Source organism: Alteromonas sp. LOR (assembly GCF_000753865.1).
Classification (GTDB): domain Bacteria; phylum Pseudomonadota; class Gammaproteobacteria; order Enterobacterales; family Alteromonadaceae; genus Alteromonas.
In genome coordinates, this window is the sequence record NZ_JQFW01000001.1 from 145,717 (window position 1) to 170,811 (window position 25,095).

A 25,095-nucleotide genomic window follows, 5' to 3' on the forward strand; every position below is an offset into this window, starting at 1 on the left:
ATTTACAGCGTGTGATAAATGTAAGCCATCGCTTTGCAAGCAATCACTTTGGCTTACCATCGAGGAATAACATGAAGGAGCTATATGAAAGGATTGTCACCAACCTACTTATTAACCGAGTTGCTGGATGTTAAAGCTTTAGAAAATGACGAGTTTTTAGGCCATAGATTAGCGTCGTCTACCGGCCGAGTATTTGGTGGTCAAGTATTAGCACAAGCGTTAATGGCAGCGTCGAAAACGGTATCAGCCGATAAACGTGTGCACTCTTGCCATAACTACTTCATTCGCCCAGGTGACTGCGAGGAAGATATCGTTTTCAAGGTACACCGCGACCTCGATGGCCGTAATTTTAGCAACCGAAGGGTGGTTGCTCTTCAACACAATAAACCTATTTTTAATTTAATTGCCTCATTTCAAGGTACAAGCGACGGGTATCAACATCAAATTGACATGCCAGTTAATATTCCACCACCAGATAGCTTGTTAAACGAGAATGCATTGGCTGAAAAACATAAAGCCTCACTGCCAGAGCATGTGTATACCATGCTTAACCGCTACCGCAGCGTTGAGGTGAGACCAATTAACGAAGAAGCTCATTTTTTAAGAAGTGACAAAAAACTGAGTCAGGCTACCTGGTTTCGAGCAAAAGAGGCACTGCCGAGCAATACCGCATTACACCGCGCCATATTGGCTTACGCCACCGACTTAACCCTATTGAGCACAAGCGGCCGACCACACGAAATGCTATGGATGGATGAGAATGTAGCGACTGCAAGTATAGACCACACCGTATGGTTTCACGCCAACGACATTAAAGTAGACCAATGGTTACTCTATTTGATGGATACGCCTTGGACGGGCAATGGCCGAGGGCTTAACCGCGGCAGTATTTTCACGCAATCTGGTGAGCTGGTGGCGTCGGTCGCACAAGAAGGGTTAATTCGTATTAAGTAATGTTTTATAAGGATAAAATATGTATCAAGATTTAGAAGGCAAAGTAGCATTAGTCACCGGCGGTAGCTTTGGCATTGGCCGCACCACTATTTTAGAATACGCCAAAAATAAGGCCAAAGTGGCTATTGCTGATATAGACGAAGCAGGCGCGCACGCGGTAGCTGAAGAGGTGCGTTCTCTTGGTGGCGAGGCAATAGTGATAAAGACAGACGTTTCTAAGTCTGCAGATGTAAAAGCCATGGTTGATGCGGTAGTAGCGCACTATGGTTGCTTAGACATTGCCTTTAACAATGCAGGTATCGACTTAGATCACACCTACCTAGCAGACGCCGAAGAAGATATGTTCGATAAGCTAATGGCGGTCAACGTGAAAGGCGTATGGCTTTGTTTGAAATACGAAATTGCGCAAATGATGAAGCAAGGCGGCGGCGTAATTGTAAATACCGCCTCTATAGGCGGAGTGGTATCTGCGCCTAAAATGGGAATTTATGGCGCTACAAAGCACGCTGTAGTTGGTTTAACGAAAACCGCCGCCGTAGAATATGGCAGAAAAGGCATTCGCGTGAATTCTGTATGCCCCGGTGTTATTAATACTGACATGACAACACGAGCTTTTGAAAAAGATCCTAAAACCGCTCAGCTAGCAACGCGTGCACACCCCATTGGCCGTCTAGGCGAAGCGCAGGATATCGCCAACGGCGTAATGTACTTAAGCTCTAATCAATCGTCGTTTTTGTTGGGTCATCAGTTGATGATAGAAGGTGGTTTTACTGCGCTTTAGCAGCAGTGAGAGTTAGTTTTCTCTCCTGTATACCACCTGCCCATTGACGACAGTCATGGCTACCTCTGCTTTGAGAATATCAGCTTCGTCTATTGTCATTAAGTCGCAATTAAATATTGTAAAATCGGCGTATTTACCCACCTCTATAGAGCCGCGCAGGTGCTCTTGAAATGCCCCGTAGGCAGGCCAAATAGTCAGCATTTTAAGGGCGGTCTCTCTTGAAACCGCTTGCTCTGGATGCCAACCTTCGCCCGAGGTACCATCCAGTCGCTTTCGGGCTACGGCAGCGTAAAACTCTATCCGTGGATCGCCCACTTCTACCGGCGCGTCTGAGCCTGCTACCACTTTTAAGCCTTTATCAACTAGCGACTTCCATGGGTAAGCATAGGCTAGGCGCGCTTGGCCTAATCTAGCGCCAGCAAAGTTTAAATCGCCGATGCCGTGACTAGGCTGCATTGAGGGAATAACGTTTAAATCTACAAAGCGCTGCTGATCGTGTGGCGTTATTATTTGAGCGTGCTCCATACGCCAGCGTAAATCTTGGTGTGCCCACTTTTCTTTAGGCACTGTGTTATACGCCTCTTCGTACCAATTCAGCAGCGAGCGTACTGCTCTATCGCCAATAACATGGGTTTGTACTTGCGCACCATGTTGCAGTGCTTTGTGCAATATGGGCACTAGGGATTCTTGAGTAATGCGGTTCATAAACCCATTGTGCGGTGCGTCGGAATAGTTTTCTAATAGTGCAGCACCTCGCGAGCCTAATGTACCGTCGATAAATACCTTGATGCCTCTTACATCAAACATATCATCGGCGGTTTTTTCACGCCCCCGGGTGAATAACTGCTCGGCCTGTAAAACGGGAATTGACGCGTACACTCTGTGCAACATGTCGCCTTGTTGATGAATTTGCTGCATTAAATCGACTAAGCGATACGGCATGCCGGCGTCTTGAGTTTGGGTCCAGCCCATAGCCACATTGGCCTGCAAGCCTCTTAATAAGTTATCTTTTAAATAGGCATCGGTATCTTTGGGAATAATATCGCGAAATACGTTCATGGCGTTGGCAAGCACGTACCCCGTTAGCTCGCCTGACTCGTCGCGCTCAAATTTGCCGCCTTCTGGGTCTGGCGTATGGCGAGTTACTCCTGCTAGTTCTAACGCTTTGCTGTTTACCAGCGCAGACACACCGTCAGCACGGGGCATAAATAACGGCTTATTTGCGGTAAAGCCATCTACATCATGGCGACTTAAAAAGCGCTGTTCATCGGTCCATTCCCGCTCTATCCACCCGCGACCTAATACCCAATTGTTATCAGGTACGCTGCTTGCCCAATTTTCTATTTCTTTTACGGTTTGTTTTAGCGTGGGCACCCCAAATAAGCTTAAGGTTTTTGTGCGTTTACCTACGCCTTCTAAATGTTGGTGACTGTCGGTAAAGCCTGCAAATACCGTTTTCCCGGCCATATCAATACTATTGGCATTACCGCACATGTATTTTTTGGCCGCTTCGTTTGAGCCTACAAACACTATTTTACTGCCTAAGCTCGCCACCGCTTGCGCCTTCCACTGTGAGTCATTTGCCGTATAAACAGTGGTGTTGTGCAGCACTAAATCGGCTTTTTCGCATGCAGATATTGCAGTAAGAGTAGCTGTAGCGGGTGAGGTAACCGCTGCGTTAGAAGGCGTTTCAGCAACGCTTGATTGAGCCACGGCCAGCGCCGCTGCAAACAGTAAAATAGATAGTGTAGGCATTCCTTTCTCTCTGTTTTTTTCAGTGCTTTAAGGCTTCACTCATTCGCAGTGAAACATTGGAATTTATACTGGTACACCCGCAGAAAAGAAGACGACGGTGCAAGCAACATAATAGGCGTCAAAGAATCACTCACCGCAGAAACCTTATTTTCAATAATAATCAGCAATAAAACGTATAACACCATTGTTTGATAAGACTAACAATAGTTTCTTGCTTACCCCGCTAACTTAGCTAACACAGAAACTAGCACAGGCAGCATTCTCTATAGATATAAACTCTATAGATATAAAAAACGCTACTTTTGAATTACGTTCTTTTTTTGAGTGTTGTGCTATGTTTTGTAAGAGGAATGTGTGGGAGTTTTTTATGTACGGCATGGTAAACAAATTCATATCTACCACGGTAATAAACCGCTACAGCGAGCAGGACTGGAAAGACATTAATCAGTCTCTTGATGACTATGAGTCGTCTTTCGTTGAAATGCAGCCTTACAGCGATGACGTAACCTTTAACTTGGTGGGTGCCTGTGTAACTCATTTAAATGTTGATGCAGCAACGTTTTTACGTCAGATGGGTGAGGATTGGGTGAAAGAGACCTCTCAAGGTAGTTACCGCTCTATGTATGCTCTGGTGTCTGGCGGTGCATTTGAATTTCTATCAAATTTAAACAATATGCATCAAGTAATTTCTGCGCAGCTAAAAGAGCTCGTGCCGCCGTCGTTTCTATGTCAGAAAAATGATGACGATAGTATTACTATCCATTATTACTCTACCCGGGACGGATTAGAGCCGTTTGTAGAGGGGCTGCTTTTAGGCGTGTGCAACTACTTTAATGAGCCAGCCACTATCACGTTTGTAGAGTCGAAAACTGAAGATACACCGTTTAGCACGTTTCGTATTAACTTTGTTTAGGAAGCACTTTGCAAATTCATACCTTTCAGTTTGAGCTAGACCAACAGCTCAACATCAAAAGTTTTTCGCCGGCATTTGGCAAAATTTGCGAGCAATTGCATGAAGATATGCCCTTGTTGAGTGCGTTTGAATTGGTTACGCCAAAAATTCCGGTAAGTAAGCAATTCCTTACTATGTTTAACGGGCAATTAGTGACTATTTGCCCGTGCGACAAAAAAGACTTTGTGTTTGGTGGGGTGTTTTATCAAATTCCTACAGGATATTATTTTATCGGTTACCCTCAGCTTACCGATATGGCGCAGCTTGAAGCCATGAGCCTGTCGCTTAACGACTTTGTTAATCACGACCCTATCAACTTTTATATCGGTACTCTTCAGCTTAAGGAAAGCCTGTACAGGCACGTTAAAGAATTAAATAGTGAACTAAAAGCCAGCGCTGAGCATTTAGAGTCGTTAGTAGACCAACGAACCAAGGAGCTGCTTCAATCTGAAAAAATGGCCTCTGTAGGTACCCTTGCAGCTGGTGTTGCCCATGAAATTAATAACCCTATTGGCTTTTTGCTGAGCAACCTATCTAGCCTTGATGAGTATATGCAAAGCGTTGTTCCATTAGTCACGGCGTTATCTAATTTATCTGAGGCTGATAAAAAACACATAGAAGACCTCTCGCAAACCAATATTAATTGGAACGACTTGGCGTTTATGGCTGAGGATATTTCGCCCCTTATTCAAGAAAGTGTAGAAGGCGCTCAACGCGTGAGCAAAACGGTATCTGGATTACGCAGTTTTGCCCACCCTTCTGACTCGAAGCAGGAACAGCTTTCTATTCAATCGGCTATCGACCTTGCCATATCATTGGTTCGAAACGAATTAAAATACAATGCCGTGCTTCACTATGAACCAGGTGACGACTTTTATGTTACCGGTAATTTAACCGAACTCAGCCAGGTATTTGTAAACCTGTTGGTAAATGCAGTACATGCTATTAGTGAAAACGGAGCGATTGAAATAAATATTGAGGCTACTGATAAAAACGTTGTGGTGAGCGTGAAAGACAACGGTTGCGGCATTCCACCGGAGAACCTCGGCAAACTCTTTCAACCGTTTTTTACCACCAAAGAAATTGGCACTGGTACCGGGCTAGGCCTTGCCATAAGCCACGGTATTATTGAAAGCCACAACGGCAAAATAAGTATTGAAAGTCAGGTGGGCGAAGGCACTTGCTTCACTATTACACTGCCCGCCGCTCGTTTATAGATGCCTCGTTATATCGATACGTTTTAGCAAGTGTCAGCGCCAGCCCAAAGGAGTGCTTTTAGAGATACGGGCCAGCGCCGACACTTTAGTATTTACACATCGTGTCTAAAAAACTCAACCACGGAGTAACCATACAAAACCTATGATTGCTCTACCCCAGACATAGCAATGTCTACCGCACTTTTTCCCATGGTTTGATTGCCAACATATTGCGGGTCGAACGCAGTACGAGTAAAAATACGGCGAACTAAAGGCTCGAAGTGCGACAGTGGCTTAGTGGGATAGTCTGGGTCGAAAGACGCCTGATCCCATTTCTCACAAAAATCTACGCACGACTGATACCACGGGTGGTCTTTTAAGTAGTCACGTTCATTTCTGTCGCCACCTAAATAATGGGCGTAATAGAAATTTTGAAACAAGCCGTGCTGATTAATGACCCACGTCACTTCAGGGCGCACGTAAGGACGTAAAATAGAGGCCGCAAACTGAGAGTGGTTGTGCGGCGCTAAATCATCGCCTAAATCGTGAATAAGGGCAGCAAGGATCATCTCATCATCTGCCCCGTCTTCTTCTGCCCGCGTCGCCGATTGCAGCGAGTGCTCTAATCGCGACACCTGATAGCCAGAAAGCGTATGCTCTAATTGCGCTAGCGCCTTTAAAATTCTATCGGGCAGCCCTTTGGCAAACTCTTCTTCGTGCTTATCAAGAAATTGGAACTCTTCTTTCGTGCCGTCTTTCATTTGTTTGAATGCTACGGTTTCCATACAGCGCCCCTTATTGACCACTCATTTTTTGCTTTAACAACTTATAACGCCCTTTCGGTGCATCGTAATCGATATAAGCGCCGTGCAGGTGACGCAATCCTTTGTTTGGATCGAAGCCTGTTCTGCCGTGTAACACGCGGGTATTGTGAAACATTTGAAGCTGACCAGGCTGTAAGCAGAATTTCCACTCAAACTCTGGCGAACTCAGTAGCTGACCCAAGCGCTTACGAGCATTGTGAAAAGTAATAAGGTCGTCATCGCTTAACAACGGTAAATTGTCTAAACGCGGGCTGTAGGCAATGCCGGTTACTTTTCCGGTCGCATCAGATTCAATAATGGTGCGACGCTCAACCAAATCGACTTCACTATCGAAATGACGAAAGCGCACCGGCACTTCGCTAAGCATTTTGTAGCCCTCTGGCTGCTCTTTCTTTAGCTGCTCTAATACAGATAAACTGTCCACCAGCGTTGATAAACCTTCACCCGCCTGGTTTTGTAAGCAGTGCAGTAGTTGAATTCCTGGCATCGGGTCGCGATACGGGTTATCGGTGTGCGGCCCAAGTGGTACCGAGCGATACGCTAAGTCGCTTGAATTAGGGCGGGAATAAACTTCAAAAGATTTACCAAAATTGGTTTCTCTTACGTGGCCAAAAATCTCGGCAACCTCAATGGTGGCCTCAAGATTCTGCGGCACGTTATCAACAATGATAACGCCATAGGTAAGAAACTTTTCAATTCCTGCAATAAGCCCTTTATCGGAATGCAGCGAATGATAGTCCACATGAAAAACCGACTTATCGATATCACTTTTCCAAGGACGTGGGGCTGGAGCGCCATCAAGATGATCGAAATCGGCGTTAAACTCGCTGAGGTCGTATTCACCGCTGTACCCATCGCTGAAGGTTAAGCTGGCGCGCAGCTCACTTCTCTTTTCCACCCGTGTGAGTGCTAAATCGGTATCTAGCTGATGCGGATCGAACAGGCGATGTTTGGTTGTCTTATCCACGTTTTCCGTATCCTGGCAACGCTCTCTTAGCCACAGCGCTGGTAATGAAATTTCTTTGCCATCAATGGAGGCCAGTACGCGAGCTTGTTGTTCATCTATGCGGTAATTGAGTGTTTGCACCTGTTGCACTTTTGATTTTTCCTCTGTGAAATGTCAGGCTGCGAGTATCAAGCAAAATTACCTAGCAACACAGTAGCTACGACTTATAGGAAACATGCAAATTCATTATGAAGCAGCGCAACGAACCACCAACACTGAATAGCCTTATTGCGTTTGATGCTACCGTAAAGCACGGTTCGATGACCCTTGCTGCTGAAGAGTTAGGCATAAGCCAGCCCTTAGTGTCGCAGCGAATACGGGCATTGGAAGAGGTACTGGGCGGTGTATTGGTTAATAGGGAACACAAACCTACGTCTCCCACCATGGCCGGCATGAAATACTATAATGAAATAGAAAAGGCCCTTGCCACTATTCAGCGAGCTACCGATAGCGCAAAAACTGACTTTAACGATTTCAGAACCAAAATTTCTATTAGCGCCTATTTTGGGTTTGCGTTTCATTGGTTAATGCCGAGGCTGCAGCGTTTACAGCAAGCCTTTCCCGATTACCTATTTGAAATTCAGCCAACAAACAGCTTATCTGATCTTCTCGCCTCCCAAGCAGACATTGTTTTTCACTACTCAAGCTTGGCGGGTAAATATGAATACGAACATATGATGATTGAGGAAGAGGTGTTTCCTGTGTGCTCACCTGAACTTGCAAACAAGCTGGGCCTTAAAGCTGGACAAAACCTGACTGATTTAAGCAATATACCCTTGCTTCACAAGGATGTTGACGACCCTCGCTGGCCTAATTGGAAAAGCTGGTCGAAGGGCGTAAAAATAAAGCCTTCCACCAACCCTATTGTGTTTCGTTATAACAATTTCCCATTAATTGTTGAGGCCGCTGTGGCTGGGCAAGGTTTGTGCCTTGGTTGGAAAGGCTTAATTACCTCATTTATCGAAGAGGGAAAGCTCATTCCACTTGGCCCCAGCTTAACGTCGCCAGGCCGTGGCTATACCATTTGCTCCAACTATCACTCCACTTTCGCCATAGGCAACGTTATTAAATGGCTGGTGAACGACGCTTAACCATCAATAAATGAAAAGGCTTTTTCTTTTTGAGAATCATATTGCAAAACGAGCAACGCGAAGCAGAGAAAAACTAAAAAAGACATGCCTAACTAATAAAGAAAAGCTTGGATAGATACCACGGCATCGCTATTGCCTGATACCGAGTTAGAAGACATTGACGTCACACTCTTTTGCAGCATAAAGCTGCCTGTTACTACGAGGTATATGCCGAATGCGCGTTTTAGCATATTGGGGTTGAGGTTGTGGGCAAGCTTTGCGCCTAATGGAGCGGTAAGGAGTGAAACAGCACTTATAGCAATCCAACCGATGGTATTTACGTACCCTAGGGAGCCCAGCGGTAAGCCCGTTTTGCTCCAACCAATAATAATAAACCCCAGTGTACCGGGTATGGCTATTAGCGCGCCGAAAGCAGAAGCTGTTCCTATGGCCTGATGAATAGGCCGGTTAGATAAGGTCATGGTTAACACAGTGATGGTGCCGCCACCAATGCCAAGCAGTGCTGATATACCACCTAAAAATGTGGCAAGCGTTGCTTTGGCGCGCCCCTCTGGCATGGTTTTATTTAGTCGCTTGTGGGCAAGCCAATTGGGAAATAAAAAGTGTACCGATAGCAGCAGAACACCCGCACCAAATACTCCCACTAACAGCGACGCGTTGGCGTCTGAGGCAATCACTAAGCCCACAACAACGCCCAATATAATCCAAGGTGCCCAGCTTTTTACCACAGTAAAATCTACAGCGTTGCGCTTTGAATGAGAACGAGCCGCTCGCAGGCTGGTAGTGATAATAGTGGCAAGGGAAGTGCCAATGGCCAAATGCACGGCAACATCTTCCACCACGCCCATCTTGTTAAAAATGATAAGTAGAACAGGCACAACAACAAAGCCTCCGCCAATCCCAAAGAGGCCTGCAGTAAAGCCTGCACAGGCGCCAGCTGACAACATGGCAATAAATAACCATAGCGTATCAGCTGACAATAGGGTCATTATTTTACGCCTTCAAAAATCAACTTTTGCACTCGGCGTCCGGTATTAACTTCTGTGGTGTACAGGTTACCATCGCTATCGGTATCAATACTGTGAAGCCAAGTGAACTGCCCTGGATAGCGACCATTTCTGCCTATTGAACCTAAAAGCGTGAGCGACTCGCGCTCATAAATCCATATGCGACCATTCATCATGTCGGCCACATAAAGGTAAGTTTCATCAGGTGAAAATGCCACGTCGGTTGCCGAACCTACGCCGCCGGTAGTTGCGGCTACCACGAGGTTGTGTTCAAACGAAATATCACCGCTTTTCTCCCGTTTAAAGATTTGAACGCGATTGTTGCGTCTGTCGCAAACATAAATTAAGCCGTCTGATGACTGATTAACGCAGTGCACAATGTTGCCAAACAGCGAGTTTTCAACATCGACGCCTTGGGCCTGCGGCTGCGCTGCTTGAGACTGATCAAAAGCGCCTTCGCGAGTTGGCCCTGTTGGCTTATTGCCGTAAGCCCCCCAGATATGTGCCGCTTTTTTGTCTTCAGCATCAAAAGCCACCATACGGGCATTAATATAGCCGTCAGAAATAACCACCTCATTGGCATTGGGGTCATAAAAAACATCAGACGGATTGCCTAGCGTTGCATCATCGGCGTTACCGGCTGTTTTTCCTCGCTCACCAAATTGCTGGATGAACTTGCCATCGAAGTTGAAGTTAGCCACCACGTGATCGCCTTCACCGTTTCCAGCAATCCAGACTGAATCGTTAGGGTCGACATATAAACCATGCACATTTACCGGCCACTGATTAACCCCATCCACTGTGGGCGCATGCGACGCCCCGCCCCACGCGGTGGCGACCTCACCTTGTGGCGTAAAACGAATAACGTGAGGTGCAGGCTCGCAGCACAACGCCGTTTGTGGCGTGGCAGCTAAGCCTGTATCGAATTTGCCGAGGGAGTTAGGACGCTGCAAAATCCATACGTGGTCGTATTTATCAATGGATAGTCCACTTACCTGTCCGAGCAACCATGTATCTGGCAGCGTAGGCCAGTTAGCATCCACAGAAAAGCGAGGCATTGGTACACTTCCATTGGGATAAGTTTCAATGGGCACTATCGCTTCAATGAGTCTTTTTTCTTTAGCAGGAGCTACTGAAGGTGAATTACCGTCTTCTTTCATTGCAGCAAATAAAGGCGTACTCAGTAAGCTGAAGACCATAAGCGTTGATAAAGTGCGATGCATAACATCACCTCCATAGTGTTAAGGGCAAGGGATTTGGACAGACAATATCCTATGGCTAAACATATCGCTTCGCACAAGTTTAACGATGAACCTCCACACTTCTGCGTTATTTCAGTGAAAACGGGAATAGTTAGTTGCAGACGCTCATTTTTATAGCCCTCCGGTTATGTAGTAACGATACGAGGACAACGTGCCAACATTAACAAGGAAAAAGCAGTTTTAATGCTGGTTTGGTGCTTATAAAAAGAAGGAGATGTAAAAACGAGGAAGTAAAAAAATGAATTGAGTCCAACGGACCCAATTCATCAAGTGGGAGAGTAAACTTTCAATTTGATTCAATTAAATGCAATAGAATGCTCACATTGGATCTAATGTGAGTAACACTCTTTTTTCGCCTTTTGCAACAGGACATGAACGATGCACGGCTCCTAACGACTCATGCCAAGCCTCACCTTTTAGCATACCTACCTCAAACGCATTCATTGTTTGAATATCGTCGTGTTTGTAGTACATACCAAAATTCGTTTGCGATACATGCTGCTGACTTTCAGCAAAAGGCGTTGGGCACAATTGCTCTAGCGGAAGCCACTGAGTTCCAGCACCAAGATAGGTGTTAACAAGGCGCACGGGTATATTGTCCCGATGAAAGCTAGGACACATTGCTGAGGTGAGCGGCACTAGCCGAAGACCCACTTCTTTGCAATCGAACAAGCATGTGAGCATATCGGTCAGTAAATAAATATCATCGATAACTTCAGCTTTGCCATCGTGCTTAGGCAGCATAGTGTCTAGCTGCTGCTTAAGGGTATTAACCTCAAACACACCTTTTAGGCCTAACCCTAACGATGTAAAAACCGCCTCAAAGTAACGAGTGATAGCATCATTTTTCTCTCGCTCCCAAATGGTGACGCTTTTTGTATCGCAGATAATATCGCCAAGTACGATAGGAGACTGTCCACTGCTCCAAGAGCATGTCGTTTTTTCTTTCAATGCAAGCATGTTAGTGCCCCCAAGATGGAAATGGATCGGGAAGTGTTGACCATTCTGCCCTTCCTTTTAACAGGTCGCTTTCGCTCAGCAAGCAATCATTCAAACGATTGATAATGTCTTGCTTATTGAGCCCCTGGCCAATGAACACCAGTTCTTGTCGCATATCGCCAAAGGGCTCTTCCCATTGCTGCTGTATAGATTCGAGGTACTCGGGATCATCCGGCCACTCCTCTTTCGGTACCGCTTTCCAGAAAAGGCCGGCTGCTCCATAGCGCGCCATTCCGCCAGCTTGGCTCCAGCTGCCCGCCAAATGTGGGCGTGTTGCTAGCCAAAAGAAACCTTTGGAGCGGATAAGCTTTCCCGCTATTTCTTTACTGTGTATAAAATCATAGAATTTTTGTGGGTAGAAAGGGCGTCTTGCTTGAAACACAAAACTACTGATACCGAACTCTTCAGTTTCAGGGACATGTTCTCCACGCATTTCTTTGAGCCAGCCAGGTGCTAACTGCGCCTTTTCAAAACTGAATCTACCTGTCGCCAATACTTTTGCTACGGGCACATTGCCGTTTTTTATGGGTATTTGTTGGGCTTCTGTATTTAGCGTACTCAAAATGCTTTGTAAGCCTTTGAGCTCCTGCTCTGATACCAAATCCGTTTTGCTTATCAAGATGACATCTGCAAACTCAACCTGCTCGACCAGTAAATCGGCAATACTGCGATCGTCGTCTTCACCTAAACTTTCACCCACTTCTTGAAGTGATTTCGCTTCGTCATAATCTTTTAGAAAGTTTAGCGCATCTACAACAGTCACCATGGTGTCTAGCGTTGCAACGTCTGAGAGGCTTTCACCCTCTTCATCAGCAAAGGTGAAGGTTTCTGCTACTGGCAGGGGTTCAGAGATCCCCGTGGACTCAATAACAAGGTAGTCGTACTTATTTTCTGCGGCTAAACGATTAATTTCTTCCAGTAAATCTTCGCGAAGCGTGCAGCATATGCAGCCATTGCTCATTTCAACAAGCTTCTCTTCAGCGCGGTTGAAACTTATTTCATTTTGCACCACTGCTGCATCAATGTTGATTTCGCTCATATCGTTAACAATAACCGCAACTTTTAACCCATCTTTATTGTTAAGAATATGATTTAACACAGTGGTTTTGCCTGCACCTAGAAATCCAGATAGCACCGTTACTGGTAACTTTTTTTGCATCATGCTTTTAGCCTACGTTAGAGCCCAAAGAGTAAATTCTAATAGTGAGTCAGCGGAGAACTTTGCATTGAGACTGCTCATTCGCCACCACCAAATTATGTTATAACATAACAATAAAGATTTATGTTGTAAATGCTATAACCACTCTTAAATGGTAATGATGAATTTGATAGTGAGCGAAAATTCGGAGCTATGAGGAGATGGCGCACCTGGCGCGATTCGAACGCGCGACCTTCGGCTTCGGAGGCCGACACTCTATCCAGCTGAGCTACAGGTGCTAAAAATGACGTTTGTAGAAATTAATGAATGTTAATAAACACATTAGCAAACGCGCCGTAATGATACTTAGGCCATGGGCAGGCATCAACTAGTTTGTTCTTTTCTTTCAATCTAATCGATGTTCGATTGTTAAAAATCCTTACTTTTTATGGGTAATTGGATTCTAATAGTTGTTCAGCCGCCATTTACCGTTATAATCTGGCCAGTTATATTTTAAACAAATTCATCATTGCCTGGAGACAGATGTGAAATTAAAGACTTGGTTAACTGTTGCTGCTACGGCGCTAACTATCTTTGCGGCTCAAGCGCAAGAAATGAGTAACGATGAAATTGCAGATCGTATTAAGCCACTTGGTAAAGTGCACGTTGCCGGTGCAGCTGCACAAGGCGATACCGCTGCTGCAGGCGGAGCAAAATCTGGCGAAGATATTTACAACTCTGCATGCGTAGCGTGTCACAGCGCAGGCGTTCTTGGTGCTCCTAAATTTCAGGTAGCCGCTGATTGGCAACCTCGCCTAGACGACCGCGGTCTTGACGGCGTATGGCAAAACGCAATTAACGGTATTAACGCAATGCCTCCAATGGGTACGTGTGGAAACTGTTCAGAAGACGATATTAAAGCCGCAATCGAGTATATGATTGAAGGTATTTAAACTATTAATTGATAGTTTAAGTTGTTTGAAAAATTAGCGTTTTTTCCGCGGATGGGGTAAGTTAATCCGCTAAATCAAATGTTAATTTTACATTGGCGAGCACAATGTCATCAAATTCGACTCAATCTGAGCTGTCTGAAGAAGAGCTGCGGGAACTTATTCCGCAGCTTCAACAGCTTACAGATAAGTATAGGCGTGCTGAACGTGTTCAGAAAGCCCTTTTTGACATTTCCGAACTCGCCAGTTCAGTAAGTAACCTTAACCACCTCTACACATCTATTCATGAAATCATTGGTGATTTTATGAATGCCGATAACTTTTACGTCGCTTTTTACGACCCTGAAAGCAACATTGTCGATTTTTCCTATTTCGTTGATGAATTTGACGAGCAGACAGTGCGTCAGCTTCCTGCCGAATCGTTAATGGACGGCATGACCGGTTATATTCTTAAGTCGGGTAATCATCTTTTTTACAAGCGTGACGAAGAACATAAGTTTGCTGAAGAACTTGGCTTTAAGTTAGTCGGCTCTCCCCCTTATGAATTATGTGGCGTTCCGCTTAAGCGCGGCAGCCAAGTTATTGGGGCTATGGTTGTGCAAACTTACGATGAAGGTGTGCACTACAACCAAGAAGATTTAGAAGTACTGCTGTTTGTGTCACAGCACATTGTTACCACTGTTGACCGTGTTAAAAACCGTGAGCTAACCGAACGCACCATTCGTGATAGAACCCGTCAGCTACGAAGAACTAACGATGACTTACAAGAAGAAATTCTTGAACGCCAAAAGGTAGAGTCGTTACAACAAGCATTGTTTGAGATATCCGAACTCGCCGCTAATCTTGAAGGCGACATGAACGTGTTTTATTCAAGTTTGCATGAGATCCTTGCAAGGCTGATAAGCGCACCAAACTGCTATATAGCGATTGTGGATAAGGCTCAAAATAAACTTGAGTTCCCGTATTTTAGTGACATCAAACAAGCAACCATTGACCCTAGACCGCTAAGTCTAGGATTAACAGAATTTGTGCTTCGCACCGGACAGGCAGAGCTAATTAACCCACCTCGTGTGCTGCAGCTTGCTGAAAGTGGTGAGCTTGACGTGACTGTAGCGCAGAAAATGCTGAAAAGCGCGAACTCCTGGCTGGGCTCTCCACTTGTGGTAGATGGTGAAATAGCTGGTGTAATTGCCGTTCAAACCTATGGAAAGCACGCCAAGTACACCGCTCGTGATCAAGAGCTTTTACGCTTTGTATCCCACCATATTGCGGTGGCCATGGAGCGCAAAAGTAATACGGAAGCCATTCAGCAGTACAACACGCAACTTGAAGAGCGAGTAAAAGAGCGCACCGCTGAGCTTAATCGCGCCAACTCGTTTTTACAGCAACAAATAGACGAACGTAAAGAGATTGAGCTTAAACTCATTCACGATGCCCACCACGATTCGCTAACCGACTTGCCAAACCGAGCAATGTTTACCAGTCGCCTAGAACTTGCGGTAGCAAGCAAACAGCGTTATACCGAAAACATGTTTGCCGTTTTATTTATCGACCTCGATCGCTTTAAAGTGATTAACGATACCCTTGGTCACCATGCTGGCGATGAATTTTTAATTGAAGTATCTAAGCGCATTGCACTGTGTATTCGAGGCCACGATTTACTGGCTCGATTAGGCGGCGATGAATTTGTTGTGCTACTGGATAACTTTGATGAAAACGCAGATGTTGAAGAAGTAGCAAGTCGTATTATCTCGTCAATATCAGAACCGTTTCTGCTTGATGGCCGTGAAATGTATTCCGGCGCGAGTATTGGTATTGCTCATCTTGAGCCCTATTACAATAGTGCTGATGAAGTACTGCGCGACGCCGATGCCGCTATGTACCAAGCTAAAACACTTGGCCGCGGACGCTTTGTTATGTTCGATAAGAGCATGCGGGAACGCTTAATTGAAGAGCTTGAACTAGAAAACGAATTTAGACGCGCTCTTAGAGACGAAGAGTTTGATTTTTTCTTACAACCCGTCATCAACCTTATCGACAACAGCATTTTATATAAGGAAATGTACGTACGCTGGTCGCACCCTACTTACGGTAAGATTGCGAGAGAGCAGTTTAGACAAGTAGCAGATCATAGTGGATTAACTATCGATTTAGATCTCTTCCAGTTAGCTAAGGCATGTGAGCTAATAAAGCGCTTTGAAGACACCGACGAAGCGATTGAGCGCATTGCCGTTAACGTATCTATCAATCATTTGCTACAACCTTCAATGGTGAATCAAATGACCGAGGTTATTGCTGACTCGGGTATTAAACCAAATCGATTAGTGTTTGAGTTCGATGAGAATGATTTGAATCGTCGCTCGCAGTTTATACTGCCGGCCATTAAAAAGTTAAAACGTGCTGGCGTAACGCTGGTACTCGATAACTTTGGTAGTGGTTTAGCCTCGCTGAGCTACCTATTTGCCTACCCCTTCGACTTTATTAAAATTGACCATCGATTCGTGAAATCGTTACCAAGGTCTCAGCGTAACCTTAAGCTGATTCAGTCGGTAATGTTAATTTCAGAACACTTGAAGTTTAATGTGATTGCAGAAGGCGTAGACTCTCCCTCTCAGCTTAGTGCATTAAACGACATTGAATGTGTATATGGCCAAGGTAAAACACTGCAGCGCGCCGTTGTTTTAGATATGACTAAAGCAACTGACTGAGCCCCAAAAAGTTAGTAAGCGCCCACATTACACTACTTTTTGCCCAAAATATCTCTTAGGTTTGCAATGCCCACCTGAGCCTTTTGTTGACGCTCTTCTTTAGACGCTTTGGGCTTTTGATTTTCCCATTGAACATCATCTGGCGGTAGTTCGAACAAGAACCGGCTGGGCTCTGGCTGAATCACCTCACCAAACTGCCTGCGCTCCTTCGCTAAACTAAATATTAACTCTCGTTGCGCCCGCGTTATGCCTACATACGCTAAACGTCGCTCTTCTTCTACATTGTCTTCATCTACACTGCTTTGATGGGGTAACAACCCCTCTTCCATTCCCACAAGAAACACAATAGGAAACTCTAGTCCTTTTGAAGCGTGCAGCGTCATTAGCTGAACTTGGTCGCTTTCACCATCTTCTTCGCCACGCTCCATCATATCGCGAAGTATGAGACGATTTACTACCTCGGTGAGGGTCATCGGAGCATCAAGGTCGTTACCCTCAAGCATATCGGTAACCCAGCCAAAAAGTGTACTTACATTGGCCATGGCCATTTCAGCAGCTTTAGGACTTGCGCTCGATTCGTAAAGCCACTCTTCATAACCCATCGTACGTATCATACTTCTTACTGCATCTGCCGTATTGCCGCGCTCTGCATTATCAGATAGCTCTACGACCCACCGGGCAAACCCAGACACCGAATGAAACGCTTTATCGGGCAATACGCTGTTTAGGTTGTTGTGTGTTGCAGCCTCAAACATGGACACACCCAGGCTATTTGCAAAATTGCCGAGTTTTTCCAGTGTGGCTCGGCCAATGCCGCGACCCGGAGTGTTGATAATACGCAGCAGTGCATTGTCATCGTCTTGATTCACCAACAGCCTCAAGTAGGCCATGATGTCTTTCACTTCGGTACGCCCAAAGAACGACATGCCTCCACTTATTTTGTAAGGAATGCGGTTGCTCATTAGTAGCTTTTCGAACAAACGACTTTGGTGGTTACCACGGTATAAAATAGCGTAATCTTTGAACTTGGTTCGGTTCATGAATTTATGGGCTAATAGCTCTGCTATCACACGCTCAGCTTCATGTTCTTCGTTTTTGGCTTCAATGACTTTTAACGTTTCACCGTAGTGAAGTTCTGAAAACAGGGTTTTATCGAATAAGTGGGGGTTGTTCTGAATTAAGATATTCGCGCAATGCAGTATACGCCCCGAAGAGCGATAGTTTTGCTGCAACTTAATAACGTTTAAACGGGGAAAGTCTTTTTGCAATAAATTCAGGTTTTGTGGCTTGGCCCCACGCCAAGAATAAATAGATTGGTCGTCATCGCCTACCACGGTAAAACGAGAGCGCTCACCAACAAGTAGCTTCACCAATTCATACTGACTGGTGTTGGTATCTTGATACTCATCAACCAGTAGGTAACGTATTTTGTTTTGCCACTTAGCTCGAACCTGCTCGTTTGTTTTTAACAACAGCGTAGGTAATAAAATAAGATCGTCAAAGTCTAAGGCATTATAGGCTTTTAAATTGTCTTGGTAGCGTCTGTAGGCTTGCGCAAACTCCTGCTCGCCGGTGCTCTGTGCTTGTTTTAATAAGGCATCGGGCAGCACCAAATCGTTTTTCCAATTTGAAATACAGCTTTGCAGTAGCTTCAACTGGTCTTTATCACCGTCTAAGGTGTCGGCGGTAAGGTCGGTTAAAAGAGAAAGAGAGTCTTTGTCATCAAATAAGGAAAAGCCTGGCTTTAGCCCTAAGTCTTTCACGTGAGATTTAATAATATTTAGACCAAGGGTGTGAAACGTTGAAACCTTAAGCCCTCGCGCTTCTGGTTTGCCTAAGGTTTGCGCCACCCGCTCTTTCATCTCTCGAGCTGCTTTATTGGTAAAGGTTACTGCTGCGATATATCGAGCAGGCATGTCACAGTTTCTAACTAAATGAGCTATCTTATTGGTGATTACACGAGTTTTACCACTGCCTGCCCCGGCTAACACTAAGCATGGGCCCGATACGAATGTAACGGCAGACTCTTGAGCTTCATTTAGTTTCATTTTTTTCCTAAAACAGGGTTAACAGGCAGTAAATGCATAGTTCACAGTTTTGATTGCATGTCGTGTCGATACCGATAGAATAGTGACACTAATTTGAGTTGCGTATTATAAGGGAAATCCATGTTGGATCCGAAAAAACTCGAAGATTTGGCTAAACAGATTGCTGATGCCGTTCCACCGGGCGTAAAAAATATGGCCGAAGGCGCAGAAACACGAGTTAAAACTGTGTTGCAGTCTCAGCTCTCTAAACTCGACTTGGTAACTCGTGAAGAGTTTGATATTCAAAGCCAGGTACTGATTAGAACTCGCGAAAAGCTAGAGGCGATGGAAGCTCGTATTGCAGAGCTTGAAACCAAGCTTAATGGCTAATAGGCTAGACAGCCAATAATCTCGATGTACACAAAGGCACTTTTTAGTGCCTTTTTTATAGTTCACTGACTTTAGCTAATAGAGCAGGTAGTTAATTGCCAACCCTACGGTAATTGATAAGCCCACTAAATGGTTTTCTAAAAACGCGGTAAAGCAGCCCTCTCGTTGTTTTCGCTTAATAAGTTGATACTGCCTAACACACAGAAGCGCTGCAAATAACACCGCTACAAAATAAGGCCAAGCCGCCTCAATGGTTAAGCCAACACACCATAAAGTCACCAGTGTAAAAACCTGCAGCGCCATCACAATCACAACATCGTACTGACCGAACAATATGGCGGAAGACTTTACGCCTATTTTAAGATCGTCATCTCTATCGACCATGGCATACATCGTATCGTAGGCCACTGTCCAGGTAAGATTTGCGATAAATAACCACCAGCCATAAGCGGGTACAGTTTCTAAAACTGCCATAAACGCCATTGGAATAGCCCAGCCAAATGCAGCACCCAGTACCACCTGAGGCAGGTGCGTGTAGCGTTTCATAAATGGGTATGATGCGGCCAGCAGCAGCGCCACAACCGACAGTGCGATAGTCTGCCAATTGAGAAATAACACGAGCACAAACGCGATGCCTATTAATAGCGCAAACAGCTGCAATGCTTGCTTAGCAGTTACCTCACCAGTAGCAAGAGGGCGTGTAGCAGTGCGCTTTACACTGCCATCAACTTTTCTATCTGCATAGTCGTTAATAACGCATCCCGCACAGCGCATAACAACAACACCAGCAATAAAAATAGCGGCTATATCAAGCGTTGGCATACCTTGTGAGGCAATAAGCAGTGCCCATAATGTGGGCCACAGTAAAAGGTAAAACCCGATGGGTTTGTCTAGGCGCATTAGGCGGGCATAAGCGCCCCAGTTGTGCTGTGTCATATTCACGTTTCTCTTTTTATCACTTGTTTCTGCCCATCATTTTGCGCGTAGGCCGGAGAGCCAGGAAGAAACACTTCTGCAACAATCAAATGATGCGATTCAAAGGTAAACACAGACCGCCTACCCCACAAGTTTTGCTTTGTATCGTTTTTTAACTGCGAGTCAGATTGCTCAGCGAGGTGCTGAGAAAACTGCTCAAAAGGTAGCGTACACACTTGAAACTCAGAGCGTACAAACCGCTTGTCGTTGAACAATCGTTTGCCTAATGGCTCACTGCCTAGGTTAGATAGCTCTGCTTCGATAATAGCTTGAGGAATGACTGAGCGAGCAAATACCCAAGGCTGTTCATCACCACACAATACAATTTCTCGTATTTGATAGGCTGTTTGGCCGTTCGCTTGTAACAGAGATAACTCAGTTCTGTGAGGCTCTAACGCTTGCTGACCTAACAGCTGGAGCGAAAATTCACCGCAGGCCGATTGCACCCTTTCGGTTAGAGAGCCAGTATCTAACAACCAGTCTTTTAACGTTGGCTCAGGTATGTTTGCTTCTGCTAAGGAAAGCCAATTAACGGCAAGACCAACGGGAAAGTCGGCGGTAAGACTCACTTTAAAGCACCCATTTACAAAGACTCACTTTACAAAACCTACTAGAAAAAACTCACTGCTGGCGCTATTCACACAGCTTCTGAACTGGCAACATCATAACATTTATTTTTGCGCTGTAATCTTCAGGAAAAGCTAAACTCTATATTTACGTCACTTTGATTGTAAGCCTTTGACAGACATTTTTTGCTTATTAAGATGCGTACTACTTTTGCAGTAGTGCGTTTAACCTCAGCTTTGCTACAATAAGGTTGATCTTAACTTATCCTTTTTTCGGTTCTTACCATGCTTAAGTCTTTAATTTTACATTGTTTAGCAATAACTGCGCTTTTACTGAGCGCTTCGTTTAGCGCTCAAGCACAAGAGAAAGCCAACTTTGCCTATATTGGCTTAGAGCCAGAAATCGTCACTAACTACATTAGCGACAGTGCGCGTAAGCTTGGTTATGTTCGTGTACAGGTTGAACTCATGGTATACGACATAGAGCAGCTGGAAATTGCGGAGCATCACATGCCGCTTTTACGCTCTACTGCTATCGAAATATTTGGTCAACAGCCCGCTGAAAAAGTGAAGTCTCTTACGGGCCGTGAAGACATTCGATTAGCGCTTTTAAAAGCATTAAAAGAGCACATGAAAGAAGAGACTGGCGGCGAAGTGATCAAAAACGTGATATTTACTAAGTATCTATATCAAGGCGATTAATCTATACAAAACCGACTGCACGCTAGCGTTCTTATCCAGGCTTTTTGGAACCTAAGCTCAGCATCGCAGCCAGTAAGCATCCGGTGATCAAACCCGCCGTATGCGCTGCGTTTGCCATGTTTACCCACAATATGTCCGCAAAGCCAAGCACTAGCCACACCAACATAAAGCCGACAATAGAATTGGGTAGAGATAGTCCCCAACTGGGGCGCAGCCAACCTAGCCACCACACGAATCCCATAACGGCATATACAACACCAGAAAGGCCACCAAATAGAAATAGGTTAGCCTGCACTGGCTCACTAAATAGCGCCTGAGCCGCATTAGATACTACCGCTGACACTATAAAAACAATGATGAGCATAGTAATACCAAAAGTACGCTCTATTTTGGCGCCAAGCATACTCCACCACAATAAATTAAACACAATGTGCAACACACTGAAATGTATAAATGCCGGGCCTAATAGCCGCCACCACTGATGGTTTTCTGCCAGCAGGCCAAAAGGCTGCATCAGCAAATGTTGTGCAATAGGCGCAAATAGTCCTAGCAACGATAAGCCGTATACTAATAAGCACAAAATAAACACCAAAGACGTAAACGGCGCTGAAATAGCATTTGCGGCAATGTGCTTAACGGAGAACCCGCTGGGCGACGCTGCTAGCTGAACATTTTGACCATTGTCCCATGCTGCCTGTTGATATTTTGGGTGACCTGGGTTTGCAATAAAGTCTTTAGCGATAAGCTCTGCTTGCGCGGTGTGCTCAGCATCATCAATAAATACAACAAACTCTGACGATGCAGACTGCTGTGGTGAAGCCTGTTGTTTAACAGAAGCGGTAACCCCTTGGCTATTGAGATAATTGGCGAGAAGGTGCGCAGCACTTTGCTGATTGAACGCGATTAATGGTTGGCCCATAGGCTGAGGTAGCTCCAAAACACATGACTCGAAATACCGAATCTAATAAATATGAATACAATAAACATGGGTGTAAAAAGGAAAATAACACGGTAAACCAGTCTATCTATTGAACAAGTGTATTGATAAAGCGTTATGAGGGAAAGGATAAAAATAAAGGTGCTCATCTCATCACACCCTAGGGCGTGTTGAAATGAGCACCTTCATTAAGCTTCTAACTAGCTAGCTGGTTTACTCGGTTTCTACTGGATTAGCTAAACGCCAGGCCTCAAAGCCTCCATCCATGCTGTATACCGTTTCAAAACCTTGCTGCGCGATAACTTGGGCAGCTTGCTGACTGCTCACACCGTGATAACACACCACAACAACAGGCGTGTCTTTTGGCGTTTGCTCTACAAACGTAGCGAAATTGTCATTGTTCAGCGGCGCTGCGTTAGGCATGTGCCCGTTCGCGTAAGATTGTGGATCGCGAATATCAACAATAGATACCGTGCCCGAAAAATCAGCAACGTCTTGCACGCTGATATGAGAAAATGTGCTCATTATTGCCAGTCCAAAATAACTTTACCTGATTGCCCTGACCCCATGGTATCAAACCCTTTCTGAAAGTCATCTACGCTATAAGTATGAGTAATGATTGGGGTAAGGTCTAAACCGCTTTGAAGCAGGCTTGCCATCTTGTACCAGGTTTCGAACATTTCGCGACCGTAAATGCCTTTGATCACGAGTCCTTTGAAGATAACCTGATTCCAATCGATAGCCACATCGCTAGGTGGAATACCTAGCATGGCAACCTTACCGCCGTGATTCATTTTATTAAGCATATCGCGAAGCGCAACGGGCACGCCCGACATTTCGAGCCCCACATCAAAGCCTTCTGTCATCCCCAAGTCGTTCATGACATCTTTCAGGTCTTCTTTAGACACATCGACAGCACGGGTAGCGCCCATTTTTTCAGCAAGGGCTAGACGATATGGATTGATGTCTGTAATCACAACGTGACGTGCGCCCACGTGTTTTGCAACCGCTGCTGCCATAATGCCAATGGGTCCCGCGCCGGTAATCAGTACGTCTTCACCAACAAGGTCAAAACTGAGCGCGGTGTGCACGGCATTGCCGAACGGGTCGAAAATTGACGCAAGTTCATCGCTGATATTATGAGGTATCTTAAACGCGTTAAAAGCAGGAATAACGAGAAACTCAGCAAAGGCGCCAGGACGATTAACGCCTACCCCTTCGGTGTTGCGACAAAGGTGTCTGCGACCCGCTCTGCAGTTACGGCAATGCCCACAGGTAATATGACCTTCACCAGACACTCTGTCGCCTATTTCGAAGCCTTTAACTTCTTGACCCATTCCAACCACTTCACCCACATATTCATGACCCACAACCATAGGCACGGGAATAGTGTTTTGTGACCATTCGTCCCAGTTGTAAATATGCATATCGGTGCCGCAGATAGCGGTTTTACGAATTTTTATTAACAGGTCGTTGTGCCCCACCTCGGGCTTTGGCGAGTCTTCTAACCAAATGCCGCGCTCGGCTTTTGCTTTTACCAATGACTTCATGAAATCACTCCCATTTCGCGGCCAATTTCAATGAACGCGTCAATGGCTTTGTCTACGTGCTCAATAGAGTGCCCCGCAGACATTTGGGTGCGAATTCGCGCCTGCCCTTTTGGTACCACTGGGTAAGAGAACCCAATCACGTAAATACCTTTCTCTAACAGCTTGTCTGCCATGTCACTCGCTAAACGGGCATCACCAAGCATAACCGGAATAATAGCGTGGTCTTTACCTGATAGCGTAAAGCCAGCATCTTCCATACGACTGCGGAAATGTTCTGCGTTGCGCCATAGTTTAGCTCGCAGCTCATCGCCCTCTTTCATCATTTCAAATACTTTCAGCGACGCTGCCACAATAGGAGGCGCTACTGAGTTTGAAAACAAGTAAGGGCGTGAACGCTGACGCAACCATTCAACCACTTCTTTTTTACCCGACGTATAACCACCTGATGCTCCACCAAGTGCTTTACCCAGTGTACCGGTAATAATATCTACGCGGTCTAAAACGCCACAATATTCGTGGCTTCCGCGGCCGTTTTCCCCGAGAAAACCGGTAGCATGGCAATCGTCAATCATTACCATGGCATCGTATTTATCTGCAAGGTCACAGATAGAGGCTAAATCGGCAATAACACCGTCCATAGAAAATACGCCATCGGTAGCAATAACTTTAAAGCGTGCGCCTTCTTCGTTTGCCTTGATGAGCTGCTCTTCTAATGCTGCCATGTCGTTATTTGCATAGCGGTAACGTCTTGCTTTGCTCAAGCGAACGCCATCGATGATGCTCGCATGATTAAGGGCATCTGAAATAATGGCATCTTCAGGACCAAGAATGGTTTCAAACAACCCACCGTTTGCGTCAAAACAAGACGGGTAAAGAATGGTGTCTTCTGTGCCTAAGAATTCGCTGATAGACGATTCAAGCTGCTTGTGAATATCCTGCGTACCGCAAATAAATCGTACGGAAGCCACGCCGAACCCGTGAGAGTCCAGACCGTCCTTAGCTGCCTCAATGAGGCTTTCATTATTTGCTAGCCCAAGATAGTTATTGGCGCAGAAGTTAACGACATGGTCACCGTTAGCCACATCGATATCAGCTTGCTGCTGAGATGTGATCACGCGTTCTTTTTTATATAAACCATCTTGTTTGGTGGCTTCAATTTGCGATTGCAAATGGGAAATAAATGCCGCTGACATGCCGTTCTCCGAAATTCGTAAAAGGATATTTTAGTAAAAGCCTACAGGTGGGTATACAGTGATGCGCTCTATTTAGTAGGAAAGCCGATGAAGTGTGTAAATTATTTAGCACACCTTGCCAAATACGCTAGC

23 protein-coding genes and 1 tRNA gene are annotated in these 25,095 nt (G+C 45.3%); 9 read left to right on the forward strand and 15 right to left on the reverse strand.

The features are described 5' to 3' along the window. Positions 1 to 84 precede the first annotated feature (84 nt). Positions 85 to 954 carry an acyl-CoA thioesterase gene (locus JV36_RS0100610; protein ID WP_032094728.1) on the forward strand — a complete coding sequence of 290 codons (870 nt, stop codon included), beginning with the start codon at positions 85 to 87 and terminating at the stop codon, positions 952 to 954. 19 nt (positions 955 to 973) lie between these two features. Next, a complete protein-coding gene (locus JV36_RS0100615; RefSeq protein ID WP_032094729.1) occupies positions 974 to 1,735 on the forward strand; it encodes an SDR family oxidoreductase in 762 nt (253 codons plus the stop codon). Between the two features lie 12 nt (positions 1,736 to 1,747). Here JV36_RS0100615 and JV36_RS0100620 read toward each other — a convergent pair whose 3' ends face one another. Next, positions 1,748 to 3,490: an amidohydrolase gene (locus JV36_RS0100620; protein WP_081926472.1), complete on the reverse strand. Its 1,743-nt coding sequence runs from the start codon at positions 3,488 to 3,490 to the stop codon at positions 1,748 to 1,750. 367 nt (positions 3,491 to 3,857) lie between these two features. On the opposite strand from JV36_RS0100620, the gene JV36_RS19165 reads away from it, so the two are divergent. Together JV36_RS19165 and JV36_RS19170 are read left to right on the forward strand one after the other, a co-directional pair. Beyond that, on the forward strand, positions 3,858 to 4,403 hold the full coding sequence (locus JV36_RS19165; protein ID WP_052010042.1) for a heme NO-binding domain-containing protein: 546 nt from the start codon (positions 3,858 to 3,860) through the stop codon (positions 4,401 to 4,403). An 8-nt stretch (positions 4,404 to 4,411) separates the two neighbouring features. Then, the gene (locus JV36_RS19170; protein ID WP_052010043.1) at positions 4,412 to 5,659 is read left to right on the forward strand and encodes a sensor histidine kinase; all 1,248 of its coding nucleotides are present in this window, start codon (positions 4,412 to 4,414) and stop codon (positions 5,657 to 5,659) included. A 140-nt stretch (positions 5,660 to 5,799) separates the two neighbouring features. On the opposite strand, the gene JV36_RS0100635 is transcribed toward JV36_RS19170, so the two are convergent. After that, complete coding sequence (locus JV36_RS0100635) at positions 5,800 to 6,423, reverse strand: HD domain-containing protein (protein ID WP_032094730.1); 624 nt, start codon at positions 6,421 to 6,423, stop codon at positions 5,800 to 5,802. 10 nt (positions 6,424 to 6,433) lie between these two features. Next, positions 6,434 to 7,558, reverse strand: a complete 1,125-nt coding sequence (locus JV36_RS0100640; RefSeq protein ID WP_235207723.1) for a TauD/TfdA family dioxygenase — start codon at positions 7,556 to 7,558, stop codon at positions 6,434 to 6,436. A 98-nt stretch (positions 7,559 to 7,656) separates the two neighbouring features. On the opposite strand from JV36_RS0100640, the gene JV36_RS0100645 reads away from it, so the two are divergent. Then, positions 7,657 to 8,559 (forward strand): LysR substrate-binding domain-containing protein, encoded by a 903-nt coding sequence (locus JV36_RS0100645; protein WP_032094731.1) that lies wholly within the window; start codon positions 7,657 to 7,659, stop codon positions 8,557 to 8,559. A gap of 92 nt (positions 8,560 to 8,651) precedes the next feature. Here JV36_RS0100645 and JV36_RS0100650 read toward each other — a convergent pair whose 3' ends face one another. The 5 genes from JV36_RS0100650 to JV36_RS0100670 all read right to left on the reverse strand — a co-directional run bounded on the left by JV36_RS0100650 (position 8,652) and on the right by JV36_RS0100670 (position 13,264). Beyond that, the gene (locus tag JV36_RS0100650) at positions 8,652 to 9,548 is read right to left on the reverse strand and encodes a sulfite exporter TauE/SafE family protein (protein WP_235207724.1); all 897 of its coding nucleotides are present in this window, start codon (positions 9,546 to 9,548) and stop codon (positions 8,652 to 8,654) included. After that, positions 9,548 to 10,789: a beta-propeller fold lactonase family protein gene (locus JV36_RS0100655; RefSeq protein WP_032094732.1), complete on the reverse strand. Its 1,242-nt coding sequence runs from the start codon at positions 10,787 to 10,789 to the stop codon at positions 9,548 to 9,550. The genes JV36_RS0100650 and JV36_RS0100655 overlap by 1 nt, the downstream gene beginning before the upstream one ends. A gap of 357 nt (positions 10,790 to 11,146) precedes the next feature. Further along, positions 11,147 to 11,788: a DUF1826 domain-containing protein gene (locus JV36_RS0100660; protein ID WP_032094733.1), complete on the reverse strand. Its 642-nt coding sequence runs from the start codon at positions 11,786 to 11,788 to the stop codon at positions 11,147 to 11,149. A 1-nt stretch (position 11,789) separates the two neighbouring features. Continuing rightward, the gene (gene zigA / locus JV36_RS0100665; RefSeq protein WP_032094788.1) at positions 11,790 to 12,986 is read right to left on the reverse strand and encodes a zinc metallochaperone GTPase ZigA; all 1,197 of its coding nucleotides are present in this window, start codon (positions 12,984 to 12,986) and stop codon (positions 11,790 to 11,792) included. 201 nt (positions 12,987 to 13,187) lie between these two features. Then, a tRNA-Arg gene (locus JV36_RS0100670) sits at positions 13,188 to 13,264 on the reverse strand. 246 nt (positions 13,265 to 13,510) lie between these two features. On the opposite strand from JV36_RS0100670, the gene JV36_RS0100675 reads away from it, so the two are divergent. Both JV36_RS0100675 and JV36_RS0100680 read left to right on the forward strand, forming a co-directional pair. Then, positions 13,511 to 13,918, forward strand: coding sequence for a c-type cytochrome (locus tag JV36_RS0100675; RefSeq protein WP_032094734.1), 408 nt, complete (start codon positions 13,511 to 13,513; stop codon positions 13,916 to 13,918). Positions 13,919 to 14,022: 104 nt separating this feature from the next. After that, on the forward strand, positions 14,023 to 16,623 hold the full coding sequence (locus JV36_RS0100680) for a sensor domain-containing phosphodiesterase (protein ID WP_032094735.1): 2,601 nt from the start codon (positions 14,023 to 14,025) through the stop codon (positions 16,621 to 16,623). Positions 16,624 to 16,655: 32 nt separating this feature from the next. Here the strand turns inward: JV36_RS0100680 and rep are convergent, their stop codons facing one another. After that, positions 16,656 to 18,671 (reverse strand): DNA helicase Rep, encoded by a 2,016-nt coding sequence (gene rep / locus JV36_RS0100685; RefSeq protein ID WP_032094736.1) that lies wholly within the window; start codon positions 18,669 to 18,671, stop codon positions 16,656 to 16,658. Positions 18,672 to 18,791: 120 nt separating this feature from the next. Here rep and ubiK point away from each other — a divergent pair, with 120 nt between their 5' ends. Beyond that, positions 18,792 to 19,040 carry a ubiquinone biosynthesis accessory factor UbiK gene (gene ubiK, locus JV36_RS0100690; RefSeq protein WP_032094737.1) on the forward strand — a complete coding sequence of 83 codons (249 nt, stop codon included), beginning with the start codon at positions 18,792 to 18,794 and terminating at the stop codon, positions 19,038 to 19,040. A 75-nt stretch (positions 19,041 to 19,115) separates the two neighbouring features. On the opposite strand, the gene ubiA is transcribed toward ubiK, so the two are convergent. After that, positions 19,116 to 19,976 (reverse strand): 4-hydroxybenzoate octaprenyltransferase, encoded by an 861-nt coding sequence (gene ubiA, locus JV36_RS0100695; protein ID WP_032094738.1) that lies wholly within the window; start codon positions 19,974 to 19,976, stop codon positions 19,116 to 19,118. Positions 19,977 to 19,978: 2 nt separating this feature from the next. Further along, on the reverse strand, positions 19,979 to 20,584 hold the full coding sequence (locus JV36_RS0100700) for a chorismate--pyruvate lyase family protein (protein WP_032094739.1): 606 nt from the start codon (positions 20,582 to 20,584) through the stop codon (positions 19,979 to 19,981). A 282-nt stretch (positions 20,585 to 20,866) separates the two neighbouring features. On the opposite strand from JV36_RS0100700, the gene JV36_RS0100705 reads away from it, so the two are divergent. Further along, positions 20,867 to 21,283 carry a flagellar basal body-associated protein FliL gene (locus tag JV36_RS0100705; RefSeq protein WP_032094740.1) on the forward strand — a complete coding sequence of 139 codons (417 nt, stop codon included), beginning with the start codon at positions 20,867 to 20,869 and terminating at the stop codon, positions 21,281 to 21,283. A 31-nt stretch (positions 21,284 to 21,314) separates the two neighbouring features. Here the strand turns inward: JV36_RS0100705 and glpG are convergent, their stop codons facing one another. The 4 genes from glpG to JV36_RS0100725 form a co-directional block, all read right to left on the reverse strand. Next, entirely contained in the window at positions 21,315 to 22,202 is an 888-nt protein-coding gene (gene glpG / locus JV36_RS0100710) for a rhomboid family intramembrane serine protease GlpG (protein WP_032094741.1), read from the reverse strand. Between the two features lie 231 nt (positions 22,203 to 22,433). After that, entirely contained in the window at positions 22,434 to 22,745 is a 312-nt protein-coding gene (gene glpE / locus JV36_RS0100715) for a thiosulfate sulfurtransferase GlpE (RefSeq protein ID WP_032094742.1), read from the reverse strand. Further along, the gene (gene tdh, locus JV36_RS0100720; protein ID WP_032094743.1) at positions 22,745 to 23,770 is read right to left on the reverse strand and encodes an L-threonine 3-dehydrogenase; all 1,026 of its coding nucleotides are present in this window, start codon (positions 23,768 to 23,770) and stop codon (positions 22,745 to 22,747) included. The genes glpE and tdh overlap by 1 nt, the downstream gene beginning before the upstream one ends. Further along, positions 23,767 to 24,963, reverse strand: a complete 1,197-nt coding sequence (locus JV36_RS0100725) for a glycine C-acetyltransferase (protein WP_032094744.1) — start codon at positions 24,961 to 24,963, stop codon at positions 23,767 to 23,769. The genes tdh and JV36_RS0100725 overlap by 4 nt, the downstream gene beginning before the upstream one ends. Positions 24,964 to 25,095: the final 132 nt, after the last annotated feature.